General features: G+C 50.3%; 19 protein-coding genes. 9 read left to right on the top strand and 10 right to left on the bottom strand.

The window, feature by feature from the left end; all coding sequences use genetic code 11:
• Window positions 1-578: 578 nt before the first annotated feature.
• Window positions 579-1,961: an amino acid permease gene (locus tag OGY13_RS13310; RefSeq protein WP_048214240.1), complete on the bottom strand. Its 1,383-nt coding sequence runs from the start codon at window positions 1,959-1,961 to the stop codon at window positions 579-581.
• A 245-nt stretch (window positions 1,962-2,206) separates the two neighbouring features.
• On the bottom strand, window positions 2,207-3,151 hold the full coding sequence (gene ydgH, locus OGY13_RS13305) for a DUF1471 family protein YdgH (RefSeq protein ID WP_003832856.1): 945 nt from the start codon (window positions 3,149-3,151) through the stop codon (window positions 2,207-2,209).
• 525 nt (window positions 3,152-3,676) lie between these two features.
• Between ydgH and pntA the strand changes: the two genes are divergently transcribed.
• Window positions 3,677-5,206 carry a Re/Si-specific NAD(P)(+) transhydrogenase subunit alpha gene (gene pntA / locus OGY13_RS13300; protein ID WP_020996412.1) on the top strand — a complete coding sequence of 510 codons (1,530 nt, stop codon included), beginning with the start codon at window positions 3,677-3,679 and terminating at the stop codon, window positions 5,204-5,206.
• A 10-nt stretch (window positions 5,207-5,216) separates the two neighbouring features.
• Window positions 5,217-6,605, top strand: coding sequence for a Re/Si-specific NAD(P)(+) transhydrogenase subunit beta (gene pntB, locus OGY13_RS13295; protein WP_003832859.1), 1,389 nt, complete (start codon window positions 5,217-5,219; stop codon window positions 6,603-6,605).
• Between the two features lie 41 nt (window positions 6,606-6,646).
• Here pntB and OGY13_RS13290 read toward each other — a convergent pair whose 3' ends face one another.
• Window positions 6,647-7,498, bottom strand: coding sequence for an aldo/keto reductase (locus OGY13_RS13290; protein ID WP_213752192.1), 852 nt, complete (start codon window positions 7,496-7,498; stop codon window positions 6,647-6,649).
• A 262-nt stretch (window positions 7,499-7,760) separates the two neighbouring features.
• Here OGY13_RS13290 and OGY13_RS13285 point away from each other — a divergent pair, with 262 nt between their 5' ends.
• Window positions 7,761-8,957, top strand: a complete 1,197-nt coding sequence (locus OGY13_RS13285) for a multidrug effflux MFS transporter (RefSeq protein ID WP_008784710.1) — start codon at window positions 7,761-7,763, stop codon at window positions 8,955-8,957.
• A gap of 31 nt (window positions 8,958-8,988) precedes the next feature.
• On the opposite strand, the gene OGY13_RS13280 is transcribed toward OGY13_RS13285, so the two are convergent.
• Window positions 8,989-10,023, bottom strand: coding sequence for an AI-2E family transporter (locus tag OGY13_RS13280; RefSeq protein WP_128611547.1), 1,035 nt, complete (start codon window positions 10,021-10,023; stop codon window positions 8,989-8,991).
• A 138-nt stretch (window positions 10,024-10,161) separates the two neighbouring features.
• On the opposite strand from OGY13_RS13280, the gene OGY13_RS25150 reads away from it, so the two are divergent.
• From OGY13_RS25150 to mdtI, 3 genes are all read left to right on the top strand, one after another.
• Window positions 10,162-10,332, top strand: coding sequence for a protein YdgV (locus OGY13_RS25150; protein WP_087050578.1), 171 nt, complete (start codon window positions 10,162-10,164; stop codon window positions 10,330-10,332).
• Between the two features lie 106 nt (window positions 10,333-10,438).
• The gene (gene mdtJ / locus OGY13_RS13275; protein WP_162623449.1) at window positions 10,439-10,804 is read left to right on the top strand and encodes a multidrug/spermidine efflux SMR transporter subunit MdtJ; all 366 of its coding nucleotides are present in this window, start codon (window positions 10,439-10,441) and stop codon (window positions 10,802-10,804) included.
• A complete protein-coding gene (gene mdtI / locus OGY13_RS13270) occupies window positions 10,791-11,120 on the top strand; it encodes a multidrug/spermidine efflux SMR transporter subunit MdtI (RefSeq protein WP_003832870.1) in 330 nt (109 codons plus the stop codon). The genes mdtJ and mdtI overlap by 14 nt, the downstream gene beginning before the upstream one ends.
• Before the next feature lie 34 nt (window positions 11,121-11,154).
• On the opposite strand, the gene OGY13_RS13265 is transcribed toward mdtI, so the two are convergent.
• The 6 genes from OGY13_RS13265 to msrP all read right to left on the bottom strand — a co-directional run bounded on the left by OGY13_RS13265 (window position 11,155) and on the right by msrP (window position 15,967).
• A complete protein-coding gene (locus OGY13_RS13265; protein ID WP_008784714.1) occupies window positions 11,155-11,976 on the bottom strand; it encodes a trypsin-like serine peptidase in 822 nt (273 codons plus the stop codon).
• 100 nt (window positions 11,977-12,076) lie between these two features.
• Window positions 12,077-12,160: a small membrane protein YdgU gene (gene ydgU / locus OGY13_RS25145; protein ID WP_049259791.1), complete on the bottom strand. Its 84-nt coding sequence runs from the start codon at window positions 12,158-12,160 to the stop codon at window positions 12,077-12,079.
• Between the two features lie 86 nt (window positions 12,161-12,246).
• Window positions 12,247-12,663, bottom strand: coding sequence for an acid resistance repetitive basic protein Asr (gene asr, locus OGY13_RS13260; RefSeq protein ID WP_032943374.1), 417 nt, complete (start codon window positions 12,661-12,663; stop codon window positions 12,247-12,249).
• A 137-nt stretch (window positions 12,664-12,800) separates the two neighbouring features.
• Window positions 12,801-14,288 (bottom strand): carboxypeptidase M32, encoded by a 1,488-nt coding sequence (locus OGY13_RS13255; protein ID WP_213752193.1) that lies wholly within the window; start codon window positions 14,286-14,288, stop codon window positions 12,801-12,803.
• Window positions 14,289-14,335: 47 nt separating this feature from the next.
• Complete coding sequence (gene msrQ / locus OGY13_RS13250) at window positions 14,336-14,962, bottom strand: protein-methionine-sulfoxide reductase heme-binding subunit MsrQ (protein WP_008784717.1); 627 nt, start codon at window positions 14,960-14,962, stop codon at window positions 14,336-14,338.
• Entirely contained in the window at window positions 14,963-15,967 is a 1,005-nt protein-coding gene (msrP, locus tag OGY13_RS13245; protein WP_213752194.1) for a protein-methionine-sulfoxide reductase catalytic subunit MsrP, read from the bottom strand.
• Between the two features lie 189 nt (window positions 15,968-16,156).
• On the opposite strand from msrP, the gene OGY13_RS13240 reads away from it, so the two are divergent.
• The 3 genes from OGY13_RS13240 to OGY13_RS13230 all read left to right on the top strand — a co-directional run bounded on the left by OGY13_RS13240 (window position 16,157) and on the right by OGY13_RS13230 (window position 19,196).
• Complete coding sequence (locus tag OGY13_RS13240; protein WP_213752261.1) at window positions 16,157-16,879, top strand: winged helix-turn-helix domain-containing protein; 723 nt, start codon at window positions 16,157-16,159, stop codon at window positions 16,877-16,879.
• Window positions 16,876-18,366, top strand: a complete 1,491-nt coding sequence (locus OGY13_RS13235) for a sensor histidine kinase (RefSeq protein WP_213752195.1) — start codon at window positions 16,876-16,878, stop codon at window positions 18,364-18,366. The genes OGY13_RS13240 and OGY13_RS13235 overlap by 4 nt, the downstream gene beginning before the upstream one ends.
• 143 nt (window positions 18,367-18,509) lie before the next feature.
• The gene (locus OGY13_RS13230) at window positions 18,510-19,196 is read left to right on the top strand and encodes a CPBP family intramembrane glutamic endopeptidase (RefSeq protein WP_198802153.1); all 687 of its coding nucleotides are present in this window, start codon (window positions 18,510-18,512) and stop codon (window positions 19,194-19,196) included.
• Window positions 19,197-19,221 lie beyond the last annotated feature (25 nt).

The raw sequence follows: 19,221 nt of genomic DNA, 5'->3' as shown, positions 1-19,221 counted from the left end.
AAACCTTTTTTATTTCCGACATAATTGACGAGGGGAGTGTAGCTGGTGGGACCAGCGCACGGGTTGCATTATCATCAAACACAAATACCAACACAACTGCATGATAAACTCAACACAAGATAAAGCACAAATAGTTAATTGTGTGATGATTAATTGTTCTTTTATTTATCCATATATTATGATGTGTATGTGTTCGTTAAGTGTTTCTTTTTTATCTTTTATCAATATGAAAAGTGAACAAAGAATTGAGAAGGTTATGATGTGTTTCTGTATGTTATGTTGTGATTCATAAGAAGATAAAGCAGGTGATCGTGACTGACTGTTGCGCCGTAAAGCAGTTTGCGATTGTGAAGTGTAGAAAGAATAACTCGAACTCAATAGGGGGATCACACCTTGTGATGAGTCATCATCTGGAGAGCCGTGATAAGCGCTTCACACGCAGCAACAAATAGTGTGGGGGCAAGCATGAAGGGAGAGCGATTATTTTCGATTAATCAGCGTTAACCATGATATCCCGATAATCCTTTATCAGGATATTCATAGTCTGATATTTTCCGAAGCCAGCGATGGGTATAACGTTAGCCTATCAGCATCCAGGTAGCTGGCACAGCAGCAACAAGCAACAGGCCGATCAGCGCCATCTCCTGGCGTTTTAATACGTTTTCATGCGTGTGCGTTTTACGGGCATAAAGGAAAACCAACAGCCCTGGCGCATACAACACTACAGACAGCAGCAGATGCATCGGACCTGACGCATACAATAACCAGATGCCATAAATACTCGCACCGATACCGACAGCCTTATGAATCGGACGGGTGGCAATTTTTAACAGAAATGCGCCGACCAGCAAATAGGGCACCAGAATCATCTCTGAGGCGATTGTCAGTAACGTATTGTAGTCGGAGCCTGTGAGCCAGATTAGCACAAGGCAGATTTGTACACAGATGTTGGTTAACCACAGCGATGCCGATGGCGCACCCTGTGCATTCTGTCGCGCAAAAATACGCGGAAACGCTTTGTGCGTGGAGGCGAGGAACGGCACTTCCGCCGCCATAATCGTCCAGCTTAAATAGGCACCGCACACGGAAACAATCAGACCCGCGGCAATAATAATTTCGCCCCATGGCCCCATCATTTTAACCATCAGACCGGCCATTGATGGATTGCGGATCTCTGCCAGTTCTGGCCGCGCGACAACGCCGAGGGATAGCAGGGTGACTAACAGGTAAACGCCCAGTGCGGCGAGTACAGCTAACAGCGTGGCGCGACCAACATCGCGTTTATTTCTGGCGCGGGCAGATACCACCACCGCGCCTTCCACACCAATGAAAACCCACAGGGTGATGAGCATGGTGTTTTTGACCTGCTCCCAGACAGGCACGCCCAACGCGACGCCGGTAAAATCGAGAGTAAAGGTGTCGAGCTTAAACAGCATGAACGCCAGCACGATAAAGAGGCCTAGCGGCAATAGTTTTGCCAGAGTAGCGACCAGGTTAATGCTGGCCGCGGTTTGTACTCCCCGCAACACCAGAAAATGGACTATCCATAACAGTACCGATGCGCCGACAATCGACTGCCAGGTATTACCGTCGCCGAACAGACGTAATTCCGGTGTGTCGGTAAAGAAACTGAGCGCAGAGAAGACGATGACCAGATACGAAACGTTAGCGATAACAGCGCACAGCCAGTATCCCCACGCAGAGCAGAAGCCAATCAACTCGCCGAAACCTTCACGTGCATAGGTGAAGATACCGCCGTCCAGTTCAGGACGGATACGCGTCAGGATCAGCATGGCAAAGGCGAGCAAAAGAATACCCGCACCGGTAATCGCCCAACCAATTAGTAATGCAGCCGGGCTGGCTACTGCCGCCATATTTTGTGGCAGGCTGAAAACGCCAGCGCCGAGCATTGAGCTTAAAACCAGCGCGGTCAGTGCGCTCAGACCCAATTTCTTTTCCATTTGTATCCAGTTACAAAAACGAGAGTGAGAGAATAATTATTTTGGCAAACCGCATAAAAATGGTGAAAGCCACTAAGGCGCGGGATTTTACGGAGAGAAGAGAACGCATGCAATGGGGATAGAGAGATTTGTGACTAATAGTGTGAAAAGTTGTCTTAATACTGCTGTTTTTGTTTTATCTGGAAACAGAACCGCGCGAAATTATCAGGTCTACAAGGACTGTAGACCTGATAAGGCATTGGGTATTACTTATACAGATCGGCGCTGATTGTCACGTTGTTACCACGTTCTGACCACTGGCGGGTAATGTGATAGTACTTCGCGCCTTTCTTCGCTGCGCGTTTTGCTACCTGATAAGAGACTTCCGTCATGTTGCCGTAGTTACCGGTGAACTTGATGCTGTCGAACGGTACCATCATGGCGGCGGTCGCTTTGTTCAGCTCTTCAACTTTGGTTCCATCCGGCAGCGTGACAGTGTAACGTCCGCCTTTGGTGGATTGCGTTTCGAAGAAGCGGCCAACTTCAGCACTCGGAGAAGCGGTAGTTGCTACGCCCGGGATCTCAACTTTCTTCGCGGCTTCGCCACCTGCTGCTAATGCGGCACGACCAGCATCTGAATCTGCTGGGATCGCATCAGGGCTTTGTACAATGCGTTTTTTCGCATCAGCTTTATAGATGAATGCAGTAATACGCTGGTTGCCGCCCTGGTTGGCATCGACCTGACGCACGATATAGAAGGAGTAAGCACCTTTCTCTTTCGCTGCTTTGGTGATGGCATCGTTTACTTCAGGCTGGCTACGGTAGAAACCTTGCACTGTAACGGTGTCGTAAGGTTCTATCAGAACGGCCTGATCTTTTGGCAATTCCATAACGCCGTTAATGACACGGTTTTTTGACGCTTCCGCTTTTTCAGCGTCGGCTTTATAGACGTCGGCAACAACGCGCCAGTTACCGCCGCTGCCAAAATCTGAGGTATCAACAACATAAAAGGAGGCTGCACCGTCTTTATCTGCACGGCGTGAAACGGCAGCAACCGCATCACCGATAGCATTAAAACGACCGGTGACCACAATGCGGTCATAGGGTTTCAGGGCAGCCGCTTGCTCCGGCGTCAATTCTGTCGCTGCATTTACAGAAAAAGCAGTCGCAGAAATTAGTGCGGACGCCAGGAGAGTGTTCTTAAGCTTCATAAAAATAATCCTTCGCCTTGCGCAAACCAGGTACTGGTATTGTTATTGACTAGAAACGTCGCTGATTATTGCATTTAAATTGTGTCAGTGTCTGCGTCATTTTTCACTCATCATGTCACGTTAGGTAACAACAGCGATAACATTTTGTGATATGCCGAAAATTTCGGCTTTTGGTGACCAAAACTGATAAAGCAGTTGAATTTCATAAGTTAATTTAATGTTAATTAATTGTTTTTGGCAGGTAGGTAATCATGTTTTGCCGCTTCGCTTGAGCGAATTATCAGCCTTTGTGGGCTATTTTTAGGGCATTTTATCTGTCTGAGGTTCGATTCATCTCTATTTCGCGAATTTCATAATAAATACTGTTTTTTGGCGCTAGATCACAGGCGTCATTTTCAGTAGGTTATACAGAGTTTGTTACTGTTTTATTTTATTGAGGTAACACTGACCTCTTTCGAGAGTGCGCGCATGCCTCGTGCGAACATTGATAAACCATCATCATAATTACAGATGGAAGGGAACATTATGCGAATTGGCATACCAAGAGAACGGTTAACCAATGAAACCCGCGTTGCAGCCACGCCGAAGACGGTTGAGCAGCTGCTTAAACTGGGTTTCAGCGTCGCGGTTGAAAGCGGTGCAGGTCAACTGGCGAGTTTTGACGATAAGGCGTTTGTACAAGCAGGCGCAGAAATTGTTGATGGAAATGCAGTCTGGCAGTCAGAGATCATCCTGAAGGTCAATGCGCCGGAGGAGGCGGAAATTCCGTTACTCAATCCGGGCACGACGCTGGTGAGTTTTCTTTGGCCCGCGCAAAACCCTGAGCTGCTGCAAAAACTTGCAGAGCGCAACGTGACGGTCATGGCGATGGACTCCGTGCCGCGTATTTCGCGCGCACAGTCGCTGGATGCCTTAAGCTCGATGGCGAACATCGCCGGGTATCGCGCTATTGTTGAAGCTGCACATGAATTCGGTCGCTTCTTCACCGGCCAGATCACCGCCGCAGGTAAGGTTCCACCTGCCAAGGTCATGGTGATTGGTGCGGGTGTGGCAGGTCTTGCGGCGATCGGTGCGGCAAACAGCCTGGGCGCTATCGTGCGCGCTTTTGATACCCGTCCGGAAGTGAAGGAACAAGTGCAGAGTATGGGCGCAGAGTTCCTTGAACTGGACTTTAAAGAAGAAGCGGGCAGCGGCGATGGCTATGCCAAAGTGATGTCCGAAGCGTTCATCAAAGCTGAAATGGAACTCTTCGCTGCGCAGGCGAAAGACGTCGACATTATCGTTACCACAGCGCTGATTCCGGGCAAACCGGCCCCGAAACTGATCACCCGTGAAATGGTCGATTCGATGAAAGCGGGCAGCGTAATTGTCGATCTTGCCGCGCAAAACGGCGGTAACTGCGAATATACCGTGCCTAATCAGGTGACCACCACCGAGAACGGGGTGAAGGTTATCGGCTATACCGATCTGCCTGGCCGTTTGCCAACGCAATCTTCCCAGCTGTACGGCACGAACCTCGTCAACCTGCTCAAACTGTTGTGCAAAGAGAAAGACGGCAATATCACTGTCGATTTTGACGACGTGGTTGTGCGTGGTGTCACGGTGGTTCGTGATGGTGAAATCACCTGGCCTGCGCCGCCGATCCAGGTTTCTGCTCAGCCGCAGGCTGCGCCAAAAGCCGCACCAGCGCCGAAAGAAGAGAAAAAGCCTGTCTCTCCGTGGCGCAAATATGCGCTGATGGCGCTGGTAGTGATTTTGTTTGGCTGGCTCGCCGACGTCGCGCCGAAAGAGTTCCTTGGTCACTTTACGGTGTTCGCGCTTTCCTGCGTGGTGGGTTACTACGTGGTCTGGAATGTGTCACATGCGTTGCATACTCCGCTGATGTCTGTGACTAACGCCATCTCGGGGATTATCGTGGTTGGGGCGTTATTGCAAATTGGCCAGGGTGGCTGGGTGAGTTTCCTGAGCTTTATCGCGGTGCTTATTGCCAGCATTAATATTTTCGGTGGCTTCACCGTGACTCAGCGCATGCTGAAAATGTTCCGGAAAAACTAAGGGGTAACATATGTCTGGAGGATTAGTTACAGCTGCATACATTGTTGCCGCGATCCTGTTTATTTTTAGTCTGGCGGGGCTTTCGAAACACGAAACCTCTCAGCAGGGTAACAACTACGGCATCGCCGGGATGGCGATTGCGCTGATTGCTACGATTTTTGGCCCGGATACCGGCAACGTTGCGTGGATCCTGGTAGCGATGATCATCGGCGGCGCGATTGGTATTCGTCTGGCGAAGAAAGTCGAAATGACCGAGATGCCGGAGTTGGTGGCGATTCTGCACAGCTTCGTCGGTCTGGCTGCGGTACTGGTGGGGTTCAACAGCTACCTGTATCACGATACGGGCCTGGAGCCGATTCTGGTGAACATTCACCTGACGGAAGTGTTCCTGGGTATCTTCATCGGTGCGGTGACCTTTACCGGTTCTGTGGTGGCCTTTGGCAAACTGCGCGGCAAGATCTCCTCTAAACCGCTGATGCTGCCGAATCGTCACAAAATGAACCTGGCGGCGCTGGTTGTTTCTTTCCTGCTGCTGGTGGTGTTTGTTCGTACCGAAAGCGTGGGCCTGCAGGTTCTGGCGCTGCTGGTGATGACCATTATTGCACTGGCTTTTGGCTGGCATCTGGTGGCGTCCATTGGCGGTGCGGATATGCCGGTTGTCGTGTCAATGCTTAACTCCTATTCAGGATGGGCGGCGGCGGCAGCGGGCTTTATGCTGAGCAACGATCTGCTGATCGTTACCGGTGCGCTGGTCGGTTCTTCTGGTGCGATCCTGTCTTACATTATGTGTAAGGCGATGAACCGTTCATTTTTCAGCGTTATTGCGGGCGGCTTTGGTTCTGACGGTTCTTCTACCGGGTCTGATGAAGAAGTGGGTGAACATCGTGAGATTACTGCGGAAGACACAGCAGAAATGCTGAAGAACTCGCACTCCGTGATCATCACCCCGGGCTACGGCATGGCAGTGGCTCAGGCACAGTATCCGGTCGCGGAAATTACTGAGAAACTTCGCGCGCGCGGCATCAAAGTGCGTTTTGGTATTCACCCGGTAGCAGGGCGCTTGCCAGGTCATATGAACGTGCTGCTGGCGGAAGCCAAAGTACCTTATGACATCGTGCTGGAAATGGATGAGATCAACGATGATTTCGCCGATACCGATACCGTGCTGGTCATTGGTGCCAACGACACGGTAAACCCGGCTGCGCAGGATGACCCGCGCAGCCCGATCGCCGGCATGCCGGTGCTGGAAGTGTGGAAAGCGCAGAACGTAATTGTGTTCAAACGTTCAATGAACACTGGCTATGCAGGTGTGCAGAACCCGCTGTTCTTTAAAGACAACACCCATATGCTGTTTGGCGATGCCAAAGCCAGCGTGGATGCGATCCTGAAAGCGCTGTAATTGCCAGTAAAAGTAAGACGGCCTCTGCGGAGGCCGTTTTTTTAAACATCCAGTTTACGTTGGGTGATCGATTCCACACGAGCCGGATCGCGATGCGAGAAGAACGCGCTGGTTCCGCTGTCCATCGCGGCAATTTGCGTCATCTCTTCCGCCGTTAGGGCAAAGTCCAGCACCTGAATATTCTCGGCCATCCGCGTTTTACGCACGGTTTTCGCCAGCGAAATTATCCCACGTTGATAAATCCAACGCAGCACGACTTGACCAACGCTTTTGCCATATTTTTCACCAATAGCCGCTAAGACTGGGTTCTGAAACAGGTCATTGCGTCCTTCAGCGAACGGCGCCCAGGCTTGCGGTTGAATATTCCGGCTCTGCATCCAGGCTACGGCATGCGGTTGCTGATGAAAAGGATTCACCTCAATCTGGTTAACGGCTGGAATAATGCGATTGAAAGCGATTAAATCCGCCAGACGATCCGGATGAAAGTTACTCACGCCAATCGCGCGGATTTTCCCTTCTTCATATAATTCTTCCATCGCGCGCCAGGCACCGTGCACATCGCCATAGGGCTGATGAATCAAATAAAGGTCAATATAATCCAGTTGAAGCCGTTGCAGAGAACGTGCGAATTGCGCCTTTGCGCCTGCATAGTTGGTATCCTGTAACCACAGTTTGGTAGTCACAAAAAGCGCCTCGCGGGGGACTCCGCTTTGCTTAAGTGCATTGCCGACCTGAGTTTCATTCTGATAGGAGGCTGCGGTATCAATCAGGCGATATCCTGTATCAATGGCATCCCGTACGGCTTGCTCACATTCGCTGGCATCAGTCATTTGATAAACGCCAAATCCGAGCAGGGGCATCTCAACACCGTTATTCAGAACTGTTGTATTCATTGGGTTCTCCTGAGCATCATCGTTGCATTGGCTGCAGATTAGCAAATCTGTGTTGATACGATTAGTCTGTGAAATTCGCATGGACCTATGAGTAGAATTCATTTCTGAAAGGTAATTATTGGAAGTCAGTCACAAAATATGACGCCTATGATTTCACCATTCATGATTTCAGTTCATAAACTCATGCGGTTTTAACCGTCTAATCACGGCAATACGTTGTCTATATACTGCGACCTGACTTTTTAGAACATGACAGGGCACTATGCGTACACGTGAACATGCCTCACCGGTAACTACCGCAAGCCAGACCGGTCTTACTTTTATTCTGATCCTCAGTGGCCTGATGGCCTTTACATCGCTTTCTACCGATATTTATCTTCCAGCAATGCCGACGATGGCCGAGGATTTACATGGCAATGTTGAGCTGACGATTACTGGTTTCTTAATTGGTTTTACTATCGCACAGTTGATTTGGGGGCCGATTAGCGATCATATGGGGCGGCGCAAGCCGCTGTTTATCGGCATGGTGCTATTTATCATTGGTTCCGCAGGGTGTGCGCTGTCTACAAGTATCACGCAAATTGTTTTCTGGCGGGTATTTCAGGCGCTTGGAGCCTGTACCGGACCTATGCTGGCGCGAGCGATGATCCGCGATCTCTTTGCACGTACTCGTGCGGCGCAAATGCTCTCGACCCTGGTGTTGGTGATGGCGATTGCGCCAATCGCCGGACCGTTGATTGGCGGGCAAATTATTCGCCTGAGCACCTGGCACTCTATTTTTTGGCTGCTGGTGGTGATTGGTGCGCTGATGTTTATCTCCCTAAACTGGCTGCCCGAAACATTGCCGGAAGATAAACGGGTGAAAGCCTCTTTGGCTGGCGCATTTCGTAATTACCGCTCGTTGTTAACGAATGGGCGTTTTATGCGCTATACCCTGAGCCTGACGTTTTATTACGTCGGTGCGTACGCGTTTATTACCGGGTCACCGTTTGTTTATATTAGCTATTACCATGTTGATCCACAGCATTACGGCTGGTTGTTTGCGCTAAACATTATCGGTGTTATGGCGATGAGCGTGGTTAACCGTCGTCTGGTTCAACGACATGCTCTGGAACAACTGCTGAAATATGCGACGATGCTGGCGGCGCTGGCCGCAGTGGCGCTTGCACTGCTGGTTAAGCTGGAGTCAGGCGGAATTGTTGCCATTATCGTTTCCATTTTTCTGCTGTTCTCGATGAATGGCATTATTGCCGCGACGTCGACTGCTGCGGCGTTGGACGCGGTACCGAACATTGCGGGTTCAGCTTCGGCGCTGATTGGCGCGTTGCAATATGGCAGCGGTATTATCTCATCGTTGCTGCTGGCCGCTTTCAGTGATGGCACGCCCTGGACCATGGCGTGGATAATAGCGCTATTTACGCTGTTAAGCGCCGTTTTGGCTTTCCGCGTGAAAGGATAAAGGAAATGCCCCGTAATGGCGGGGCGAAAACTCATTCTTTGTTCAGATCGCTAAGCAGCACGGCAATGCTTTGACCGCCATTGGTTTGCTCAAGCGCGATTTTCACGATGATGGTCAGCGGCACAGAAAGCAGCATCCCCACGGGACCGAGCAACCAGCCCCAGAAGATTAACGACAGAAATACCACCAGCGTAGACAGCCCCAGCCCGCGGCCCATGATCCGCGGCTCGAGGATATTCCCGAATACCAGGTTGATGACCAGATAGCCTGCCAGAACCACCAGCGCATCGTAAAGACCGCTGAATGCCAGCACCTGAGCAATAGGGGGAATGGCCGCCAATACAGAACCGATATTAGGGATGTAGTTCAGGGCGAAGGCCAGTAATCCCCAGACAAAGGCAAAGCGCACATCCAATGCAGCAAGCATGCCCCAGGCGACCAACCCGGTCACAATGCTGATTGCCGTTTTAAGCACCAGATAGTGGGAGACGCTGTCGATGGCGCGTTGAATCGCCGCCATACCTTCAATGGGGCGACTCATCATTTGTTTGAGTTTGTTGGGCAGTTGCGGTACTTCCAGTAGCATAAAAACTACAGTCAGTAGCAGTAAAAATATCGATGACATAGCATTTGAAAGCTGCGCCAGTAAATTGGTCACCAGCGTCATTGCCGCGTTCGGATCGATATATTTGACGAGCTCGTCCACGGTAACGCCGATCCCTGCGCGTTGTAACCATGGTTCAAGATTTTTCAGTGGGATAACCAGTGAAGAGCGATATTGCGGTAGCGTTCGCGCAAGTTCATTTAAGGATGTACCTAAATACGCCAACAGCAGCACCATTAACATTACAATAATAACGATAAGCAATGACACCGCAATTACGCGCGGTATGCGAAGCTTGACCATCCGCTGCACCACGGGATTGAGCACAACGGCTATAAATAACGCCAGAATAAAGGGGACGATGATATCTGCGGCAAAGCGAATACCGCTCAGGATGATAACCAGCATGCCCAGCATAATTACTATTTTTAGACCGTTAAGCGTGATGATCGGTTTCGCCATGTGTATTCCCGCATTTTTCATTTTTGAATCTGCATAATAATGTGATTTGCGTCGAGCCGTTATAACAAAAATCAAACGGGGCAGGTAAAGAAGTGAAAAGACTTTGAGTTCGTCTTGAAGCTATGATACAAATCATCTGTGTTTAACTACCGAGGACAATTATCATCCGCGATGATGAGAAGCAACACTGCGGATAATTGTAATATTATGGACAATATGTTCAGGATGTTTTTGCGTTTACCTACACTTCTTCGTACCTCCTCCACTTTCTTGCTTGCGGGTGAGCAACACTGGCGCAACGCGCTTTAGTCCCTTCTTCTGCCTGAGCTGGCGCTGTGCGCTGAGCTAACTAATTTTTTTTTTGGTTTACTGCATGCAGTAGGCCTAAAGGACTATATTCTCAAGCAGGAGAAGCATCATGTTTTACTGGATATTATTAGGTCTGGCCATCGCGGCTGAAATTACTGGTACGCTGTCAATGAAATGGGCAAGCGTTGGCCATGGTAATTCAGGCTTTATTTTAATGCTGGTAATGATCGCCTTATCATATATTTTTCTTAGTTTCGCTGTTAAAAAAATTGCCCTTGGTGTGGCCTATGCCTTGTGGGAAGGTATCGGTATTTTATTTATTACGCTGTTTAGTGTGTTGTTATTTGACGAAACCTTGTCCACGATGAAAGTGGCTGGACTGGTCTCGCTGGTATTAGGCATTGTGCTGATCAAATCTGGTACTCGAAAACCTGCCAAAACGAGCAAAGAGGTGACCCATGCAGCAGTTTGAGTGGGTTCATGGTGCCTGGCTTGGCATGGCCATCGTGCTGGAAATAGTCGCTAACGTCTTTTTGAAATTTTCTGATGGATTTCGCCGCAAGATTTATGGCGTGCTGTCGCTGGCTGCCGTGTTAGCGGCCTTTAGTGCGCTGTCGCAGGCGGTAAAAGGTATTGACCTTTCTGTTGCCTACGCCTTGTGGGGCGGGTTTGGGATTGCCGCGACGTTAGCGGCTGGTTGGGTGTTGTTTGGTCAGCGCCTGAATAATAAAGGCTGGATCGGCGTGGCGCTGCTGCTGGCCGGAATGGTGATGATTAAACTTGCCTGATATCCGTGCTGCCCGTTAATGCGGGCAGCATATGTTACTCCTGCGCCAACTCTTCCAGCTTATCGCGAAAACCGGTCACGGATATGGCGCGATTATCGGCTCGCCAGCGATCTTTCGCTGCCGGAGCGGAGCTTTGTACGCCAATCAACTGCCAGCCTGAATCTGTCTTCAGCATCAACGGTGAACCGCTGTCGCCCGGGAGCGTGTCGCACTGGTGCGACAAGACGGTATTCTGCGCCCAGCCGGTCACCACGCAATCCTGATGGGTGTACAAATCGTCCAGATGATCTTCCGGATAGCCCGATTGTGTGACTTTACGATCGGCGGTTTTCAGCGCCGCGGTTAACGCCGCTTTATCACCTTCAAATAATGGTAGGGGCGTGATTCCGGAAGGCGGGTAACGCAGCACCACCAGACCAAAATCCCACGGGGCTGCTGATGGCGGCACAATCCAGCCATCGCCATCGGCTTTCAAACGCTTACCTAGTGAGGGATCAACCCGTCCTTCGATTCCATGGATTTCATAGCGCCAGACACCCTTTTTCGACACAAAGCGTAACGCGACGGCTTTATCCGGTTTGCCTTTCGGTGGAGCGAGCAAGCAGTGTCCGGCAGTCAGGGCCAGATGCGGTGAAATGAGCGTGGCGGTACACAGATTACCACTGGCGGTTTCCAGTTGTCCGATAGCGTCCCACGGTGATTGCGTTGGGTCCGTTACTTTCGTGCGATCGTCATGACCAAAAAACAGCGTTTTTATGCTTTCTGCTTCAGCGGTGGTCGTTGCTGGCTGATCCGCATGCGCAACAACAGGAAAAAAACAAATTGAGCCCAGTAATACAGCAATGGTTTTATGCATATCACACTCTGGTGGGGAATTATGATTATAAACAGCAAACCCTCAGTTAATACTATAGACGGGACGGCGAGAAAGTGGGAGTAAAATCAGATAACTACACTCAGGAAAGATAAAAATGCATGGCAATAAGGGCGCAAATTATCAGAGTAATAAGAATGAACTCAAAGCGGTAATGTGACACCATTTTACCCTCCGAAAGGCGGCGCTACATCAGGTTGATCTAGCGCCGTATGCTATGGCGTGGGGGACGCCATAGTGACTACAAATGCGTTATGCTGCAGGTTGAGCTGCTGGTTTAGCGGTGTCGTGTTTTACGGCTTTTTTGGTGTGTTTTTTAGCGGCCTGAGCTTTCTGCTCTGGTGCTTTTTGTTCTGCTGCTGGCTTGGTTGCTGCTTTTTTGGTGTGTTTTTTAGCAGCCTGAGCTTTCTGCTCTGGCGCTTTTTGTTCTACAGCCGGTTTGGTCGCTGCTTTTTTGGTGTGTTTTTTGGCAGCTTGCGCTTTCTGTTCTGCCGCTGGTTTAGCGGTGGATTTTTTAGCGTGATGTTTTTTGTGATGCGTGGTTTTTGCCGGCGCTGCTTTGGTGGTTGCAGCAGCAGTCGGAGCGGTAGTAGCAGTTGTCTCAGCAGCAAAAGCAGCAGAAGACAGACCCATAGCAGCGGCAACAACCAGAGCTAATACTTTTTTCATTCTCATACCCTCGATTTGGTTTTTCATTCAACCCCACTGCGGGGCCGTTGAAATAACTATATCGCTGTAAACACAGGGCTTCCGTGAGTCATTGGTTTCGGCGTGTAACGATATGTACAATGACTCACGGTATGAGATTACAAATAGCGGGCTTCCAGATGAGAACGGAAATAACGGCTGCTGAGCGGCTCTCCGGTCGCCTGGGTAATAAGCTGTTCAGTAGTAAAGCGGCTGCCATGCTGCCAGATATTCTGACGTAACCAGTCAAACAGAGCACCAAACTCACCTTGGGCAATAGACTGATTCAAATCAGGCAATGCGCGGTTAGCGGCACTGAACAACTGCGCTGCATACATGGCGCCTAAGGTATAGGAAGGGAAGTAGCCAAAGCCGCCGTCAGTCCAGTGAATATCCTGCATACAACCGTTACGATAGTTTCCGATCGTTGACAGCCCCAGCCAGGCCTGCATTTTCTCGTTCCACAATGCCGGGATATCATCCACTTCAATATCGCCATTAATAAGCGCACGTTCAATTTCATAACGCAGGATCACGTGAGCGGGATAGCTTACCTCGTCGGCATCAACACGGATAAACCCGGGTTTGACCTGCTGGTTCCAGGCGATGAAATTGCTTTCTTCAAACGCTGCCTGATCGCCAAAGTGGCGCGTTACAGCCGGAATCAACCGCATCAGAAAGGCTTTACTGCGTCCCAGCTGCATCTCAAAGAACAGACTCTGGGACTCATGAATGGCGGTTGAGCGTGCCAGAGCAATAGGTTGCCCAGACCAGCTGCGTGGCAGGTTTTGCTCATAGCGCGCATGACCGGTTTCATGGATCACGCCAAACAGCGCGCTGAGTAATTCGTTTTCATCATAGCGGGTGGTAATGCGGACATCTTCTGGTACGCCGCCACAAAAAGGATGTGCACTGATATCCAGCCGACCAGCGGTAAAGTCGAAACCTAGCTGTGCCATTGTTTCAAGACCCAGCTCTCGCTGTACAGCTGTTGGGAAGGGACCTACCGGGGCGATGAGCGACTGTTGAGACTGCTTTGCCACCACCTTGTTTAGCAGATCGGGCAGCCAGCTTTTAACGTCCGCGAAAAGGATATCCAACTGACCGCTGGTCATTCCTGGTTCAAAGATGTCCAGGAGTGCATCATATGGAGAACAACCTTTTGCTTCTGCGCGCAGTCGGGCTTCTTCGCGGCTGTACTTCACAACTTCTTTCAGGTTATCGGAAAATCCTTCCCAGTCATTAGCTGGTCGCTGGCTACGCCAGGCATGCTCACAGCGGCTTCCCGCAAGAGATTTTGCTTCTACCAACGATTCGGGCAACAAGGATGCCTGGTGATGCAATCGCGACATTTCGCGCAGGTTCGCCTGTTCTACATCGTTGAGATCTTCCTGTTGCGCTGCGGCGATCCACATTGCCACTTTCGGATCGGTTAACAGTTGGTGCTCAAGCACGCTCAGCTCGGCCAGCGCTTCGCCCCGGGCTTTACTGCCTCCTGGCGGCATCATGGTAAACATGTCCCAACTGGCGATTGCCGAGAGGTGGGAGAAGCGAGAGAGCCGCTGGAACGTGCGGGTGAGCTGATGGTAATTATCATTGTTACTCATTTTTTGTTCTCGTTCTGTTTAGGTGTGGTTAAGAAGTTTACCGTGATTCACTCACTTTTCATAAACACACCTTTGTACCCGGTTTTCCGTAACAGCTTTTTATAGCGAAAAGCCAGCAGAACCACAAAACAGATGGCGTAGATAATAGGGAGCGGTGATAGCACTTTTACCGACCACAGATAATGCAGCGGTAGCAAAATGGCGGCCAGGTAGACGTAGTTGTGCAATGTTTGCCAGCGTTTGCCCATTTTACGCTGAGCGGCTTGTGTCGAGGTCAACGTCAACAGGAATAAGATAATCCAACCGGCCATACCCAGCATTAGCCATGGGCGTGAAACCAGTTCACGACCCAACAATCCCAGGTTTTGTATACCCAGTTCCAGCAGAGCATAGCTGGTTATATGCAGTGTGGCCCAGGCAAAGCACCATAAACCTAACAACCGCCGGGTACGAAACAACAAAGGCTGCTTTGCATAGCGCGCAAGCGGCGATACCAGCAGGGTAGCCAGCAAAAACTTCAGAGCGGTAATGCCCGTAAAGTGCTGGATATCTTTTCCCGGGTCGGCGCCCAACCCGCCATGCTGCGCGGCCCAGAAGAGCCATAGCAGGGGTAAAAAACCGGCGAGATGCAGCAGCACTTTCAGACCGGTTATCTGTTTTGCAGTCAACCTCACTTAAAAATACTCCCGAAGATCCATGCCCTGATATAACGATGCCACCTCATCGGCATAACCATTAAAAGGTAACGTGGGCTGTCGCTGTACATCGAGAATGCCACCCGAACCGATAAAACGCTCAGTAGCCTGAGACCAGCGAGGGTGATCCACCTGCGGATTTACGTTGGCGTAAAATCCGTATTCATTCGGTGCTGACATATTCCAGGTCGTCGGCGGCTGTTCACGCGTCAGCTTGATACTGACTATCGATTTAATGCCCTTGAAGCCGTATTTCCAGGGTACGGTCAGGCGTATCGGCGCCCCGTTTTGCGGCGGCAATGCTTTGCCATATACGCCTACGGTGAGAAGTGTGAGCGGGTGCATAGCCTCATCCAAACGAAGACCTTCGACATAGGGATATTTCAACCCACCGCCAATAAAGCGGTCTTTCTGGCCCGGCATTTCATCAGGGGCGTAGCGTGTTTCAAAAGCGACGTATTTGGCGTGACTAGTTGGCTCAACCAGCGCCAGTAATTTATGCAACGGAAAACCCGCCCACGGCACAACCATTGACCAGGCCTCAACGCAACGCATCCGATAAATACGCTCTTCTAATGGAAAGCGTGTGGTCAGCGCATCATGATCTAAGGTTAAAGGTTTGTTGACCTCACCGCTGATGGTTAACGTCCAGGGATCGGTTTTCAGGCTACCGGCATTGGCCGCAGGATCGGCTTTATCCAGACCAAATTCGTAGAAATTGTTGTAGCCCGTCACCTTGTCTTCTGGCGTCAGTGACAGGCTGTTTTGCCAGCGTTCGGGCTTTGTGAACTCAAGCGCTTTGCCTGCGGGTGCGGGTGGACGAACGTTGCCTTTAAACCAATCCAGCAAATTAGCCTGTGTAGGGGAGGACAGCGTGGCCGCAGCCGCACCTATCCCTAGAGCTTTGAGGATCTGTCGTCGTTGCATAAAAAATACTGACTCGGCTGTAACATCTGCTTCCCGAAGTGGACGTTTTTTTAGCATGACTTTTCCTTCTTATTTTCATGTTAAGGAAAACAAAGCGACGTTTCCCTGTTGATGTCTGACGTGTCTGTAACGACATACTGCTCGCATGCGTATCCCTGGATCCTCACGAAAAGTTAAAAATTTTGTGATAACTTCCGCCCCTTGCCTGAGGTAAGCTTTCAGCACGACGAGAGGGGGATGACACTGATGGCAGGCGCGAAAAAGATATTTTTGGTGGAAGATGACAGCGATATTGCCTCACTTTTGCAGCTTAGCCTGAAGGATGAGGGTTACGAGATTGTTCATGAGGCAGACGGAGCTCGCGCGCTTGAACAACTGGAGAAACACGTCTGGGATGCCGTTATCCTCGATCTGATGCTGCCGGGTGTCGACGGGCTGGAGATTTGTCGTCGCATTCGCCAAATGAGTTTTTATTTGCCCGTCATTATCATCAGCGCCCGCACCAGCGAAACGCACCGTGTATTGGGGCTGGAAATGGGTGCCGATGATTATCTGGCCAAACCTTTCTCGGTGCTGGAGTTGATGGCCCGGGTAAAGGCATTGTTTCGTCGTCAGGAAGCGATGAGTCAGAACCTGCGTATGGAGGCGGGGATTATCACCGTTCATGGCGTAGAGATTGACCCATTAGCCCGGGAAGTCCGGCTGCATGGTAAATCCCTCGATTTAACGCCGCGCGAATTCGATCTGCTCTATTTTTTCGCCCGTCATCCAGGCGAGGTCTTTTCGCGTCAGGCACTGTTAGATCAGGTGTGGGGCTACCAGCATGAAGGGTATGAGCATACGGTGAACAGTCATATTAATCGCCTGCGGACCAAAATTGAAAAGGATGCTGCGGAGCCGGAAATTATTCTCACGGTTTGGGGACGAGGCTATAAGTTAGCAGCGGTTAATGCGGAGCATCAGCAATGATTTATCGCCTGTCGCTGAGCCAGCGTCTGACTCTGGTCTTTACTGCCATTATGCTGATTTGCGCGGTTGCCGTCAGCGCTGTCCAGATTCGCAGCAGTAAACAGTATGGTGACGCCATGGTGCAAAGGCTCTCGCTGGAGCTGGCGAGCAAGATTGTCAAAAGTGAGTCGCTTATTGATGCCAGCGGGCAGATTAATCGCCAGACCTTAAAAGGATTGTTTAATCACCTGATGACGCTCAACCCCAGCGTGGAGCTGTATCTGATTTCACCGTCAGGTGAAATACTTGCTGATGCCGCACCGCCGGGGCATATCCAGCGGCAGAAAATTAGCGTACAGCCGATTCAGAATTTCCTTAATTCAGATGCGTTGCCCGTCTATGGCAACGATCCGCGTAGCAGCCAGCAAAAGGTATTCAGCGCCGCGCCGGTTTTATATAACGGTGAGCTACATGGCTATTTGTACATTATTCTGCAGGGCGAAGATCTGAATATGCTGGCGAATACCGCCTGGCAAAAAACGCTCTGGAATACCGTGGCCTGGACGTTAATACTGGTTTTATTAGCCGGTGGAATTGCAGGTTTTCTGGTGTGGCGATGGGTGACGAATCCAGTAAAAAGGCTAACCGGACAGGTGGTAAAACTGGAGAAGGACAGCATTACCGTCATCAAACAATTGGCACAAAAAAATCCCGAACCGGTACCGGAGAATGAAATAGCGCTGCTGAACAATGCGTTTATTGAGTTAGCGCAGAAAATTGCCCAGCAGTGGGATTTATTAGCAGACAGCGATCGTCAGCGCAGAGAGTTTATTGCCAATATTTCGCACGATTTACGCACGCCGTTGACTTCACTGTTGGGATATCTGGAAATGCTGTCGCTGAAAGCCGATACGATGACGCCGGAGGAAAATCGGCATTATCTTAGCATCGCGCTGCGCCAGGGGCATAAAGTTCGTCATCTGTCACAACAGCTGTTTGAGCTGGCAAGGCTGGAGCACGGCGGTATAAAACCGCAGCGTGAACGTTTTGCTATTGGTGAATTGATCCAGGATGTGACACAGAAATTTGATCTCCCTGTTGCCACGCGTCATTTGCAGTTGCACCTTGACGTAACGGGGCCGTTACCGCTGGTGAATGCCGATTTATCGATGATAGAAAGAGTCGTGACGAATTTGCTGGATAACGCTATCCGTCATACGCCTGACGGAGGCGAAGTGCGGCTAAAAGTCTGGCGTGATGAAGACCGTTTGTTAGCCGAAGTGCAGGACAGTGGGCCAGGGGTAGAAGACGCTGTGCGAGAAGTATTGTTTCAGCGCCCGACCGCGTTAATTCCCCGTGAGCAGCGGGCCGAGCGCGGCGGCCTGGGCTTACTGATCGTGCGTAGAATGCTCGAACTGCATGGAGGAGATATACATCTGGTTAACTCAACGGCAGGGGCCTGCTTCCGTTTCTCGTTGCCGTTGGCAGATTCTCCTCTGAGTAGTTGACGGTGAAGTTCCGGAGTAAAGAGGGTTTTGGCATTGTACTCATGGGCATTGCGTAAAAGTTGGTAGGTTGTCAGTGATAATGAGAATTTTTATCATGCATAGGTAATTCATCAACTTATCTTCGATGAGCGCAAGGAGATCGTATGTCACAGGATGCCGACAACCTGTATATCGTCAGGACTAAAGCAGTTGCTGGCTGCTTTTCAATGTTTTTACTGATGTTTGGCCTCACGTTTACCCCGTTGTTTTTCCCCGCGAGTCAGGACCTGCTTGCCAAAGGGTTACTTTTTCCGCTGCTGTTTGCGCTGGAATTTGTTGTGCTGGTTCCGCTGTATTATTTCTTCTTTAGAAAAAGAGAGGGACTGGGCAAAGGCATTTTCAACGCCAGGTGGTTTGCCATTTTGTTCGCGGCGCTGCTGTTTATTCAGCTTATCCTGCCATTGATTTTGGGTCTCAGACAAACTGAAGCGTGGGTGACCAGCCAAATATCCTTAAGTAGTTATGCGTTGTGGTTATCTACGTTGACCCTGATATTTATCGCGCCAGTTTATGAAGAAATTGTTTTCAGAGGCTGTTTATTCAACGCGTTCCAGTACTGGTTCAATAATAAAACCTGGCTGTCGTCAGTGGTGGTATCGGTCATTTTTGCCATCATGCATACGCAGTATGTGGATCTACGCACGTTGCTGATGTTGTTTCTTGTGTCGCAGGTGTTGATCCTGGCCAGACTGAAAAGCAACGGTCTGTTGATGCCAATTTTGCTGCATATAGTGATGAACGGGACAGTTGTTGCTCTGCAGATGGCGGCTCAGACGTTACAGCCAGGGTGATGAAGGTGATGCCCGGAACCCGGGC

Origin of the sequence: Citrobacter sp. Cpo045 (assembly GCF_030332875.1) — a bacterium.
GTDB classification, from domain to species: Bacteria; Pseudomonadota; Gammaproteobacteria; order Enterobacterales; family Enterobacteriaceae; genus Citrobacter; species Citrobacter portucalensis.
This window is presented reverse-complemented; position numbering and strand designations above follow the sequence as displayed.